Origin of the sequence: Bacteroides muris (ex Fokt et al. 2023), assembly GCF_024704895.1 — a bacterium.
GTDB classification, from domain to species: domain Bacteria; phylum Bacteroidota; class Bacteroidia; order Bacteroidales; family Bacteroidaceae; genus Bacteroides; species Bacteroides muris.
In genome coordinates this window covers 1-12,456 of sequence record NZ_JAMZEE010000044.1, presented here as the reverse complement: position 1 = coordinate 12,456, position 12,456 = coordinate 1, and the positions used below count along the sequence as shown (strand labels likewise).

8 protein-coding genes, 3 tRNA genes and 1 pseudogene are annotated in these 12,456 nt (G+C 46.6%); 9 read left to right on the top strand and 3 right to left on the bottom strand.

Annotated features, from left to right (window positions below; translation table 11 throughout):
• Positions 1-60: 60 nt before the first annotated feature.
• On the top strand, positions 61-957 hold the full coding sequence (locus M1B78_RS14995) for a CPBP family intramembrane glutamic endopeptidase (RefSeq protein WP_257941099.1): 897 nt from the start codon (positions 61-63) through the stop codon (positions 955-957).
• A gap of 33 nt (positions 958-990) precedes the next feature.
• Here the strand turns inward: M1B78_RS14995 and M1B78_RS14990 are convergent, their stop codons facing one another.
• A complete protein-coding gene (locus tag M1B78_RS14990; protein WP_136011133.1) occupies positions 991-3,126 on the bottom strand; it encodes a Tex family protein in 2,136 nt (711 codons plus the stop codon).
• A gap of 203 nt (positions 3,127-3,329) precedes the next feature.
• Here M1B78_RS14990 and M1B78_RS14985 point away from each other — a divergent pair, with 203 nt between their 5' ends.
• The 5 genes from M1B78_RS14985 to M1B78_RS14965 all read left to right on the top strand — a co-directional run bounded on the left by M1B78_RS14985 (position 3,330) and on the right by M1B78_RS14965 (position 9,721).
• Positions 3,330-5,075, top strand: coding sequence for a bifunctional metallophosphatase/5'-nucleotidase (locus tag M1B78_RS14985; RefSeq protein WP_257941098.1), 1,746 nt, complete (start codon positions 3,330-3,332; stop codon positions 5,073-5,075).
• A gap of 45 nt (positions 5,076-5,120) precedes the next feature.
• Complete coding sequence (locus M1B78_RS14980; RefSeq protein ID WP_257932308.1) at positions 5,121-5,459, top strand: hypothetical protein; 339 nt, start codon at positions 5,121-5,123, stop codon at positions 5,457-5,459.
• Between the two features lie 150 nt (positions 5,460-5,609).
• Complete coding sequence (locus M1B78_RS14975) at positions 5,610-7,934, top strand: TonB-dependent receptor (protein WP_257932309.1); 2,325 nt, start codon at positions 5,610-5,612, stop codon at positions 7,932-7,934.
• Positions 7,935-8,018: 84 nt separating this feature from the next.
• Positions 8,019-8,897, top strand: a complete 879-nt coding sequence (locus tag M1B78_RS14970) for a helix-turn-helix domain-containing protein (protein WP_257932310.1) — start codon at positions 8,019-8,021, stop codon at positions 8,895-8,897.
• 62 nt (positions 8,898-8,959) lie between these two features.
• A complete protein-coding gene (locus M1B78_RS14965) occupies positions 8,960-9,721 on the top strand; it encodes a creatininase family protein (protein ID WP_257941097.1) in 762 nt (253 codons plus the stop codon).
• Positions 9,722-10,665: 944 nt separating this feature from the next.
• On the opposite strand, the gene M1B78_RS14960 is transcribed toward M1B78_RS14965, so the two are convergent.
• Positions 10,666-11,250: a Crp/Fnr family transcriptional regulator gene (locus M1B78_RS14960; RefSeq protein ID WP_136011139.1), complete on the bottom strand. Its 585-nt coding sequence runs from the start codon at positions 11,248-11,250 to the stop codon at positions 10,666-10,668.
• Between the two features lie 152 nt (positions 11,251-11,402).
• Positions 11,403-11,741 (bottom strand): annotated as a pseudogene (locus tag M1B78_RS14955) (MATE family efflux transporter); the annotation flags it as partial.
• 226 nt (positions 11,742-11,967) lie between these two features.
• Between M1B78_RS14955 and M1B78_RS14950 the strand changes: the two are divergent.
• The 3 genes from M1B78_RS14950 to M1B78_RS14940 all read left to right on the top strand — a co-directional run bounded on the left by M1B78_RS14950 (position 11,968) and on the right by M1B78_RS14940 (position 12,220).
• Positions 11,968-12,057, top strand: a tRNA-Ser gene (locus tag M1B78_RS14950).
• A gap of 3 nt (positions 12,058-12,060) precedes the next feature.
• A tRNA-Lys gene (locus tag M1B78_RS14945) sits at positions 12,061-12,133 on the top strand.
• 15 nt (positions 12,134-12,148) lie between these two features.
• Positions 12,149-12,220 (top strand) — tRNA-Glu (locus tag M1B78_RS14940).
• The last annotated feature ends 236 nt before the right edge of the window (positions 12,221-12,456 follow it).

Here is a 12,456-nt window from a genome sequence, read left to right as displayed (position 1 = left end):
ACATGAAGTTTTTTCTTTTTATTATTATTTTTGTCGGATATTAATCAATATGAGATACCAATGAAGACAGAAGAATTAGTGAAGGAAGAGCGTGTTGCTGCGGGTAAGGCAAAGCGTATTCGGCTGACATTTGTTGATATAGTGCTGTTTGTTGTGCTTTTTATGATTCTTCTGTTTTTGTTTGCCATGCCTTTTGCCATTGCTTTTCCGGAGTTGAAGACACTGGCTGGCGGGGCGAGCTTCTATTTGATGATGTTGAATGAAGTCTTGATGTTGGCCAGTGGGCTTGTTTCTGCTTGTATGGTGCTGGGTTTCAGGAAACTTTCTTTTTCGAACTTGGGCTTGTCTTTGAAGGGGTGGGGCAGAAGCTTGCTGAACGGAGCTTTGTTTGTCGTGTTCTTGTATGCAGTTGGTTTTGGCTTGTCTTTATTGTTGGGGGCTGTGGATGTGGCAGGGGTCTTTTTTTCTCCCATTTCGTTGTTGGCAAGTCTTTTGCTTTATTTTTTAGTGGCAGTTACGGAAGAGGTTATCGGACGCGGTTTTATTTTGGGGCGTATGCTGGATGGAGGTGTCAATAAGTTTGTGGCATTGTTCATCTCAGCAGTGTTATTTTCGTTGATGCACCTTTTCAATCCCAGTTTTACCTTTGTCCCGTTTCTGAATATTGTGCTGGCAGGTTGTTTTCTGGGGGCTTCCTATATATATACGCGCAACCTCTGTTTCCCCATTGCTTTGCATTGGTTCTGGAACTGGATTCAAGGCTCTGTTCTGGGATATAAAGTCAGTGGAAATGAATTCAGCAATGAGAATCTGCTGATTCTTCACTTTCCGGAAGAAAATCTGATAAATGGAGGAACCTTCGGGTTCGAAGGCTCCATTCTGTGTTCACTGCTTTTAGTGCTTGGTACGGTAATCATCATAAGACATTATTATAAGGAATCAGGGATTAAGGATTAATACAGCAACTATTAATCCCTAATCCTTAAATCTCTATCCCTGTTCCATTCCTTTCATTGTCAGCTGTATGCGTTTCCGGTCTATGTCTATGCCGATTACCTTTACGCGTACATGCTGGTGAATGGACACCACTTCATTGGGGTCTGATATGAATCTGTCGGCGAGTTGGGAGAGGTGTACCAGGCCGTTTTCCTTGATGCCTATGTCGACAAATGCGCCGAAGTTTGTAATGTTTCCTACGATACCGGGCAGTTCCATGCCTTCACGCAGGTCGTTGATGGTGCGTACGTTCTTGTCAAATTCAAATATCTTTATCGGTCCGCGCGGGTCACGTCCGGGTTTGTCCAGTTCTAGCAGAATGTCTTTCAGAGTCGGCATACCCACGGTAGGGGAGAGGTAGCGTTCCGGATTAATCTTCAGACGCAGTTCCTTGCTGGCTATCAGTTCGGCTACGCTGCATTCCAAATCCTTCGCCATCTGTTCTACGATGCAGTAGCTTTCCGGATGCACGGCGGTGTTGTCCAGAGGATTCTTTGCTTGTGGAATACGCAGGAAGCCGGCACATTGCTCAAAGGCCTTGGCACCCATGCGCGGCACTTTCATCAATTCCTTGCGGGAAGTGAAAGCACCGTTGGCAGTGCGATAATTCACAATGTTTTGTGCCAGTTGAGGCCCCAATCCGGAGATGTAGGTCAGCAGATGGCTGCTTGCGGTGTTTAGATTGACACCTACCTGGTTTACACAGTTCTCTACGGTCTGGTCCAGTGATTTTTTCAGCTTTGTCTGGTCCACATCATGCTGGTATTGCCCCACACCAATAGATTTCGGGTCAATCTTTACCAACTCTGCCAGCGGATCCATCAAGCGCCTGCCTATGGACACGGCACCACGCACGGTGACATCGTATTCGGGAAACTCGTCCCGTGCAATTTTAGAGGCTGAATAGATGGAAGCCCCCTGCTCGCTGACGATGAATATCTGCACATCACGATTGAAGCGCTGATGTTTCAGGAACTCCTCCGTCTCACGGCTGGCAGTTCCGTTACCGATGGCAACTGCATCTATCTTATAAGATTCGAGCATCATTTGCAATTTGGTGAATGCTTCCTTCTGCTTGCTGACCGGAGGGTGGGGATAGATGTTCTCATTGTGGAGCAGATTTCCTTGTGCATCGAGACACACAACTTTACATCCCGTACGGAATCCCGGGTCTATGCCCATCACACGCTTCTGCCCTAATGGCGAGGCCAGCAGTAATTGACGGAGATTTTCCGCAAACACTTTGATGGCTTCCTCGTCGGCACGTTCCTTGCTTTGCGTGGCGAATTCCGTTTCTATGGAAGGCTTCAATAGGCGTTTGTAGGCGTCTTGGACGGCTTCTGCCACTTGTTGTCCGCAGGAATTATTGCTTCGCACGAATTGGCGTTCCAGCCGTTCTACGCATTCCTCATCGTCCGGGCTGATACTGACTTTCAACAGACCTTCCGCTTCAGCGCGCCGGATGGCGAGCAGACGGTGGGAACTGCATCGTCGCAAGGATTCGGAGCAGTCGAAGTAGTCGCGGTATTTGGCTGCTTCCTCTTCTTTGCCTTTCACTACCTTGGCGGTCAGTGTGCCTTGGCGGGCAAAGGAGTTCCGGACGCTGTTTCTGGCCCGCTCGTCTTCACTCACATGCTCGGCTATGATGTCCCGTGCGCCCTTCAAGGCATCCTCTATATTCTTTACGTCCCCTTTCACATAACCGGCGGCACGTTCCTCTGGATGAGGCTCACGCTGCAACATCAGCAGGGTGGCGAGTGGTTCCAGCCCCTTTTGGCGGGCCGCCTCGGCACGTGTTTTTCGTTTGGGCTTGTAGGGGAGGTAGATGTCCTCCAGTATGTTATTGTCCCAAGTCTCCTCAATGCGCTTCCGGAGTTCAGGAGTCAGTTTGCCTTGTTCTTGAATGGTGCTGAGAATGGTTTCCTTGCGCTTGGCAGTTTCGCTCAGTTTCTCATATTGTGTCTGGATAGCCTCAATCTGCACTTCGTTCAGTCCTCCCGTTGCTTCCTTGCGGTAACGGCTGATGAAAGGAATTGTCGCTCCGTCTTCCAGCAGGCCGAGGGTCGGGCTTATTTGTCTTTCTGATATGCCGAGAGCGGCAGATATCATTCGATGAAAATCTTGTATCATTTTGTATCTCATTTTGTAATAGGTGCCAAAAGTACAAAAAACAATTGTTGTTTTTTCTCCAGGTTTCAACTTTTCAGTATATTTGTCACAATTATGGAGTAATTTGTTGCCGGGCGATACCGTTTGGATTTGTCTATTTGTAAGCTGACCGTTGAAGTAGTAGCTTGGTGAGAAAGTACTGATATATGAAATAAGGAAATATAATGAAAAGATTTAGTTGTTTTTTTATCTGGATTTTTGTCCTGACAAGTATACTTTCTGCGCAGGAAAGAGAGGTGAAGCTGAAAGTCGTACAGACCAGTGATGTACATGGAAACTATTATCCTTACGATTTTATACACCGTCGGGAGGCAGCCGGCAGCCTGGCGCGCGTGCATGCTTTGGTGCAAAAGGAACGTGAGGCTTATGGCGAAAACCTGATTCTGTTGGACAATGGCGATATTCTGCAGGGACAGCCCACAGCCTACTATTATAATTACATAGATACTGTTGCCTCCCATCTGACAGCGGAGATGATGAATTTCATGAGGTATGATGCCGGTAATATGGGTAACCATGATGTAGAGACCGGCCGTGCCGTTTTCGACCGTTGGGTAGGTGACTGCCGTTTCCCGATATTGGGTGCCAATATTGTGGATGCTGTTACTGGAGAAGCCTATTTCAAGCCCTATGAGGTGCTGGAACGTGAAGGAGTGAAAATTGTTGTCCTCGGCATGATAACTCCTGCCATCCCTGTATGGCTTTCAGAGAATCTGTGGAAGGGGTTGCGTTTTGACGATATGGAAGAGACCGCCCGCCGATGGATGAAGATTATCCGTGAACAGGAAAAGCCGGATTTGGTTATCGGTATGTTCCATGCCGGCCAGGATGCTCGGCTGATGGGAGGCAAGTATCGCGAAAACACTTCGGTGGAAGTGGCTTGTAATGTGCCAGGATTCGATATTGTCTTGATGGGCCACGACCATGCGCGCGAATGCAGGAGGATATGCAATATAGCTGGTGACTCGGTACTGGTGATGGATCCTGCCAGCAACGGTCTCGTTGTGAGTAATGTGGATATAACCTTGAAATTGCATGACGGCAAGGTTATTGGCAAGAAGATAGACGGCATATTGTCTGATACAAAAGACTACGGCGTCAGCAAAGAGTTCATGCAGCGCTTTGCCCCCGAATATGAAGCTGTGCGGAATTTTGTTTCCAAGAAGATAGGTTCTTTTACCGAGACCATCTCCACACGTCCTGCCTATTTCGGCTCTTCCGCTTTTATAGACCTTATCCATGAATTGCAGTTGGCAATCAGTGGGGCGGATATTTCTTTTGCGGCTCCCTTGTCCTATGATGCGGAAATCTGCAAAGGAGACATTTTTGTGAACGATATGTTCAATCTGTACAAGTACGAAAATATGCTTTATACCATGCGTCTGACGGGAAAGGAGATACGCGATGCCCTAGAGATGTCGTATGGTTTGTGGACTAACTGGATGAAGTCTCCGGACGACCATATCCTTCTCCTCCGTGAGAAGCACCGTGAAGGTGCTACGGATAGGGGATCATTCAAGAACTTCAGTTTCAATTTCGACTCTGCGGCAGGCATTGTCTATACGGTGGATGTGACCAAGCCGGATGGAGAGAAGGTAGCCATTCTCAGTATGGCGGACGGTACTCCTTTCGATATGGATAAAATGTATAAGGTGGCGGTGAATTCTTATCGCGGAAACGGCGGCGGCGAATTGTTGACAAAGGGTTCCGGTATCTCGCAGGATGAATTGAAGGAGCGCATTATCCACTCTACGGATAAGGACTTACGTTATTATCTGATGCAGTACATCGAGCGGAAAAAGGTGATTGAACCACGTGCGCTGAACCAGTGGAAGTTCATTCCCGAAGAGTGGGTGGTTCCGGCTGCCAAGCGTGATTATGAGTTCTTGTTTGGTAAAGTTAAGGAATAATTCACTATCTTTGCGGCTCAAAATCTATAGCATAAGTTTTTGGACGTGAAGCAGAAGAAAAAAATTATAGGCGCATTGAGCTTGCTGGTACTGTTTGTCATGTACCAGGCAAGCATCATCGCGTTCACCCACGTCCATTATGTGAATGGGGTGATGATAACGCACTCGCACCCTTTTCATGGCACACACTCTCACTCCCAGACTTCCCTTCTGGTCATCGGGCATCTGTCGGCATTCTACTCTTCCGGGGTGGATGTGCATGAAGTTCAGCACCCGATGCGTCCTTTGCTGGCCATGCTCAGAGCCAAACCGGCAACACCTACCGTAAAGGGGGAAGTAATACGTACCCTTTCCCTTCGCGCTCCTCCCGCTCTTTTTTCATAGTCATTAGGTTTAAAAACGCCTGGATTTTCGCATGTACACGCCAGGCATTTGGTTCCTTAATGACCGGCATTTCAGCGAATGAAATGCGGCATTTAGGGTTATTATCTTTTTCAAACTTGAATTACTTTTTTAATTTAGAGCGCTAATTTGATGAAACAATACATTTTGGCGTTGGTACTTGCAGTGGTAAGTGCCAGCGTAGCTTTTGCCGTAAATCCTATAAAGGAAGGCAATATGATTTCCGGCCATGTGATAGTGAAAGGTACGGAGGAAAATATACCGTATGCCACAGTTTTGATTATCGGCAGTGGGCAGGGAACGGTTTCCAATGAAGAAGGACAGTTTGAGTTCCGCAAGCTTCCGGTGGGAAAATACAAACTTCGTGTGTCGGCAGTAGGCTACAAGACCCAAGAGAAGGAGGTGACGGTGAGCAAGGACTTCACTGCGGTCATACATTTCCCGATGGAAGAGGAGAACTTCATGACCGATGAAGTGGTGGTATCCGCCAACCGAAACGAGGTGAGCCGCAAGGCTGCTCCGGTAGTCGTAAATGTGATGAGTACCAAACTGTTTGAGATGGTCAACTCCACTGACCTTGCCAAGACACTGAACTACCAGTCGGGCCTGCGTGTGGAGAACAACTGCCAGAACTGCGGATTCCCCCAAGTCCGCATCAATGGTTTGGAAGGGCCGTACTCGCAGATATTGATAAACAGCCGTCCCATCATCAGCGCATTGAGCGGGGTGTACGGACTGGAACAAATCCCCGTGAACATGATTGAACGGGTGGAAGTGGTGCGTGGCGGAGGCTCTGCCCTGTTTGGAGCCAATGCCGTGGGAGGCACCATCAACATCATAACCAAAGACCCCATCAACAATTCTTTCCAGGTATCGGGCATGTTCTCCAATATGGACGGCAAGTCCTGGGAGCAATATATGGGTGGCAATGTGTCGTTGGTTGCCAAAGACAATTCTTACGGCATCGCCCTTTATGAGAGTTACCGCAACCGTAACCCATACGACCGCGATGGCGACGGCTTCTCCGAACTGGGAAAGCTGAACATGAATACCTTCGGTTTCCGCGCCTATTACCGTCCTACGCATTTCAGCCGTATCAATCTGGAATACCATACCACTAATGAACTTCGTCGCGGAGGTAATAAATTTGATTTGCAGCCGCATGAGACGGACATCACTGAGCAGACCAAGCATATCATCAATAGCGGAGGCGTGAGCTACGATTTGTTCTGGAAAGAGTACAAGCATAAGATTTCAGTTTACACCTCCATCCAGCACACCGACCGTAATAGTTACTATGGTGCCCAAAAGGACATGAATGCCTACGGCAAGACGAAAGACCTGACTTGGGTTGTCGGTGGCATGTATGTGGGCAATATGGACAACTGTCTCTTTGCTCCCTCCACCTTTACCGGCGGACTGGAATATCAGAATAACTCCCTGCATGATGTCATGACTGGCTATCATCGTGACATGGAGCAGGATGTCCGCATTGCCAGCACTTTCGTGCAGAATGAGTGGAAAATGAATGCACTGACCATGCTGGTCGGCGCCCGCCTGGACAAGCATAACTTGATTGACAAGCTTATTTTTAGTCCCCGCGTCAACCTGCTCTACAAGCCGACAGATGATTTTCAGGCACGCTTGACTTACTCTACCGGTTTCCGTGCTCCGCAGGCGTATGATGAGGACTTGCATGTAACAGCAGTAGGCGGCGAGGGGGTTCAAATCAAATTGTCCGATAATCTGCGTGAAGAACGTTCCAACAGTTACAGTGGTTCGGTAGACTGGACCGCCCATCTGGGGCACTGGCAGGCAAACATCTTGGTGGAGGGTTTCTACACAGACCTGCGCCACGTCTTTGTGCTCGAAGATATCGGCAAGAACGAAGTAGGGGATATCATCAAAGAGCGCCGCAACGGAAACGGCGCACGCGTATACGGTGCCAATCTGGATGCAAGGATTGCCCATGGCAAGGAGGCGCAGTTCCAGCTCGGATTTACAGCACAACGCAGCCGCTATACCCATGAGGAAGCCTGGACGAAGGTGGACGGAGAAGACCTTACCACCAAGCGCATGCCCCGTACGCCGGATTATTACGGGTACTTCACTTTCTCGTCCGCGCCGATAAAGAATTTTGATTTCTCTCTCTCCGGTACCTATACGGGAAAGATGATTGTTCCGCACTATGCACCGGAAGATGCTCCCGAGGGCGCATTCTGTAATGTCACCTCAGACCGTATGGAGCATACTCCCCAATTTCTGGACTTGAATGTGAAGTTGAACTATACTTTTGTGCTTCACGATCATATCAAGCTTCAGCTGAATACGGGCGTACAGAATATCTTCAATAGTTTCCAGAAAGACTTGGATAAAGGGGAATTCCGTGATGCGGGTTATTTCTACGGACCGACGCAGCCGAGAACTTTCTTTATCGGTTTCAAGATAATGAACTAAAAGTGTTCTGTTTTTCCCATTTAAGGATTTTTAGAGCTAAATTCCGCAAAATAGTCCTACATTTGTCGCCAAAGCACAAAAACCATGGATACTAAGAGAATACGGAATGTAGACATTTCCCAGATACATCATTTGCCGATGATTGATTTCATCGGCAATGATTTTGCTATTTTTAATGATATCAAGGACATGCCTTTGAGCTCTTATCCCACCCGTTTGAATGCTGCTTGCCTGACTGTCTGCTTGAAAGGGTGGTGCAAACTGGAACTCAACCTGCAGCAATGTGAAATGCGGGAAGGTGTGTTGGGTATTATTCTTCCCGACCAGATTGTTCTGCAACGCGAGCGTTCCGATGATTTTTCGGGGCTTTTCATTGCCGTTTCAAAGGACTTTATGGATATGGTGATACCTACCATGCAGCAACTTTTCCCCATGTTTTTCATGATTAAGGAGCGGCCTTTCGTTCAGATTACTCCCGAAGAATCCCAGTCATTCCAGGAGTATCACTCTTTTCTTTGGAGCAAGGTGAAGCTGAAAGACAATCCTTTCCGTAAGGAAATCACTCAGGGGTTGCTGTTGGCCCTTTTTTATGAGATATATAATATCTATCAAGGACATGTTTCTCAGGAACGTATTCCCAAGAGCAGAAAGGAAGACTTGTTCGAGCGCTTTATTCGTGCCGTTTCAGAGTCCTACAAGGAAGAGCGCAGTGTGTCTTACTATGCCGATAAGATGTTCCTCACCGCCAAGCACCTTTCTACCGTAGTGAAGGAAATCAGCGGAAAGACGGCGGGCGAATGGATTGACAGTCTCGTCGTTTTGGAAGCCAAAGCCTTGTTGAAGTCTTCCGAGCTGAGCATTCAGGAAATTGCAGACGAGCTGCACTTTGCCAACCAGTCGTTCTTTGGCAAGTATTTCAAGCATCACACCGGTATGTCACCTAAAGAATATCGCCGGCAATAGGTTCAATGTGACGGAATAATGTTTATTTTTGCGGTAAAGATTTACCCCCAAAATAAACTATCATGGAAAAAAGAGAAATTGACCTTACTGTTTCCTGCTATGGAAAGGTGAAAGGAGTGAAGTATGACGTTGTCATCCTGCCGTGGGGAGCTACGGAGCCTCATAATCTGCATCTGCCTTATCTTACTGATTGTATTCTGCCGCATGACATTGCCGTAGATGCGGCTGCACTGGCTTTGCAGAATTCCGGTGTACGCTGTATGGTGATGCCTCCCGTACCTTTCGGTGCACACAATCCGGGGCAGCGCGAACTTCCGTTCTGCATCCATACCCGCTATTCCACCCAGCAGGCCATTCTGGAAGACATAGTTGCCTCCCTCTATGCACAAGGCATGCGTAAGCTGATTATTCTCAGCGGTCATGGCGGCAATAACTTCAAGGGAATGATTCGTGACCTGGCGTTTGTGTATCCCGATTTTCTGATTATCGCTGCCGGCTGGTTTAGCATTGTTCCCCCAAAAGGCTACTTTGAGGCTGCTGTCGACGACCATGCCGGCGAATCTGAGACTTCCGTCATGATGCATTACCATCCCGAACTGGTGAACCTGGCTGAGGCCGGTGACGGAGAATCCAAACCGTTTGCCATTCCTTCCTTGAATGAAAAGGTTGGCTGGGCTCCCCGCCATTGGGATAATGTTACAGTGGACAGCGGGGTAGGGAATCCCCAAAAAGCTTCTGCCGATAAAGGAGAACGTTATATGAAGCCGGTGGTGGAGAAGTTGGCGAAGCTCTTTACGGAAGTCGGTCAGGGAAGTCTGTATTGATGTACTTGGTTTCTGGCTATATATAAAAATAGGCAATAACTATTGTGGATATTGCCTGTTTTTTTAAGTGCACCCTAAAAACGAATCTCTTTACTCTTATAAAAACTAATCTTTTTTTATTTTGAGTGCAAAATTAGAAGGTTTTTACGGGTTATGAATTGACATAAGTCAAAAATCTCCTTTGGATATTATTTTTTCAAACATGTCCAAAAGCCCTTCCTTTTCTGCCGGACTGGTTCTCTGTTTTCGCAGAACAGTTCTTCGTAGCTCTGTCCGTCATGTATCATGCGGTAGATGTCTCCTCTGTTGTGTGGGCCCTTCATTGGCAGTGATGATTTTTCTGATTTTATAGGACAATTCGGTTGATGCATCGGCAGTTTCCAGAGCAGCTTCGGGTGTTGTGGTATATTCCTATTGGCTGGTTACTTCTACTGTCGGTTTCACGTCTTCTATGGCGACATAGTCGCGGTTTTCCATACGCAACACTTTAGCTTTGCCGTTCACTTTGTTGTAGTCTCTGGCAACTATTGCATCTGCCTTGACATTAGCTTTTATTTTTGCGGCATAGTTATCGGCGATTTGTGAACCTTAGGGAAGGGTAATCATGTAATGGTTATCTTCTATCTTCACATCGCCTATTTCTTGTGCGGCATGAGTACTGATGGCTTCCTTGGTAGCTGCCATGGCGGCAGAATCAAAATAGCTTTCGCTGGTAGTAGTGTTAGGTGTGTTGGTGTCTTTTTCGGCTACGGCATCCGTGGAAGTAGTAGAAAGGATGGAAATTTATGCATAGTTCTCATAATCTGATTTTTATATTATAAATACATATGAAACAACCTTGACCATGAAATGATTGTATGGTAATCAATGTACGTTTAGGAGGAGAAAAGGTAAAATTTCTATATAAATTCAGATATGTATTCTCCGGGCAGACAGGAGGAGGGTTACAGCGTGCCTGAGCGTACCCGACTCAGTGTTTCGGGGGTCATCAGCAGATAGGATGCAATATGCGACAAGGGAGCTCGCTTGATGACCTCAGGCTGATGTTCCATGAGCTGGTTGTAGCGCTCGCGTGCAGTCTCAAACCGCCAGGAGTCAGCCTTTATCTGTGAGACAATTAGGGAATATTCCAGTATTTTCCGATAAAACATGTTTATTTCCCATGAAATTTCGGTGAGTGTTAACAACTTGTTGTATGGCAGCAGGTATACGACACTCGGCTCGAGTGCCTCAATCATGAGGTGGGTGGGTTCCTGCTTTAAGGTACTTTCTATGCAGATAATGATGCATCCTTCATAGGAAAAGTGTTCGGTGACGTCTTTACCGTTTTTATAATAGAATTGACGCAACATACCTTTTCCTACAAATACGATATTATGGCTTATCTGCCCTTCATTGAGTAATAATGCGCCCTTTTCTATTTCCTTGCGAATAAGAATTTCCTCTATCAACCTTCTTCCCTCGGGAGCCATGCCCGGATAGCGGGAGTTGATAGCGGCATCTACGGTTTCTTTCAATAGTGCATCCATAAAGCCATAATTTTTTGTTCTACAAGCAAGATGGGCAAGGTTCAACCTATCTTTGCTTTCAATTTGCAAAGATAGTGCAAACTGAATGCAGAACAAAATGAACGTGTCCATTTTTTATGCTGAGGTTCAGTCTTTCTTCGCTTTTAGGCAAAGATGGGACGGGCGCAGAAAAAAAGTACCAGGCTGACCGTGATACCTACCGCCAGGTTGACGAGGATGGATACGCCAACTACTTGCACTACTTTCTTGTGTAGTTTCGCACCAAGATACTGGGAACACAGAACAGACGTTCCGAGGTTGATGACCTCGAAAACAAGGAAAGTGAGCATGATAATCTGATTGACTACTCCTACGGCAGCAACACTGTTGTCTGAGTGGCGGCTCAGCATGATGGTGTCCACCGCACCGAGCATCATGATGAGGAGTGTTTCTATAAAGATGGGGGCGGTCAGTTTGGCAAGCCGCTTTTTCAGGCTTTCTTGTTGTATCATTGTCCGCGTATATGCACTATGCTTTAAAAATTGCGCAAAGATAAAGGAAAGGTTGAAAAGAAGGGGGTGATATGTATTATTTTTTTCTTGTTTTTAAGGTTTGAGTGTTAACGTGTTATCTCAAATTGTATGAAAACGATAAAAAAATATGTAGGAAAGATTTGCACAATCCAAAAGTTTGCCCTACATTTGCATCGCATTTGAAAATAATGCTGGTTATAAAAAAGGAAGTTTGGGTGAGTGGCTGAAACCACCAGTTTGCTAAACTGACGTACGGGTAACCGTACCGGGGGTTCGAATCCCCCAGCTTCCGCCAGATGCACTCTTAGCTCAGTTGGTAGAGCAACTGACTCTTAATCAGTGGGTCCAGGGTTCGAATCCCTGAGGGTGTACAAGGCAAATGCGAGGGTGGGTTCATCTAACGGTTAGGATACATGCCTCTCACGCATGGTATACGAGTTCGATTCTCGTACCCACTACAAAAATAAAAAAGCGGTTGACTGATGAGATAGTTAACCGCTTTTGTTTTCTGTTTTTTTCTGTTGTAATCCGAAATTAGGGATCAGTCCGAAAACCCTGTGGGTATGTTAAATCTACACTGTTAGTTTGCATAATCTAAAAATAAAGAATGGTATATCGGATCAGTCCGAAAACCCTGTGGGTATATTATGTTAATACGCGAAAGTGAATTATCTTTGCGGTTAAATTAAGCAAT

Coding starts and splice junctions, on each gene's coding strand:
- M1B78_RS14965 (WP_257941097.1), top strand. CDS start 8,960: ATGGAAAAAAGAGAAATTGACCTTACTGTTTCCTGCTATGGAAAGGTG.
- M1B78_RS14960 (WP_136011139.1), bottom strand. CDS start 11,250: ATGGATGCACTATTGAAAGAAACCGTAGATGCCGCTATCAACTCCCGC.
- M1B78_RS14975 (WP_257932309.1), top strand. CDS start 5,610: ATGAAACAATACATTTTGGCGTTGGTACTTGCAGTGGTAAGTGCCAGC.
- M1B78_RS14970 (WP_257932310.1), top strand. CDS start 8,019: ATGGATACTAAGAGAATACGGAATGTAGACATTTCCCAGATACATCAT.
- M1B78_RS14985 (WP_257941098.1), top strand. CDS start 3,330: ATGAAAAGATTTAGTTGTTTTTTTATCTGGATTTTTGTCCTGACAAGT.
- M1B78_RS14990 (WP_136011133.1), bottom strand. CDS start 3,126: ATGATACAAGATTTTCATCGAATGATATCTGCCGCTCTCGGCATATCA.
- M1B78_RS14995 (WP_257941099.1), top strand. CDS start 61: ATGAAGACAGAAGAATTAGTGAAGGAAGAGCGTGTTGCTGCGGGTAAG.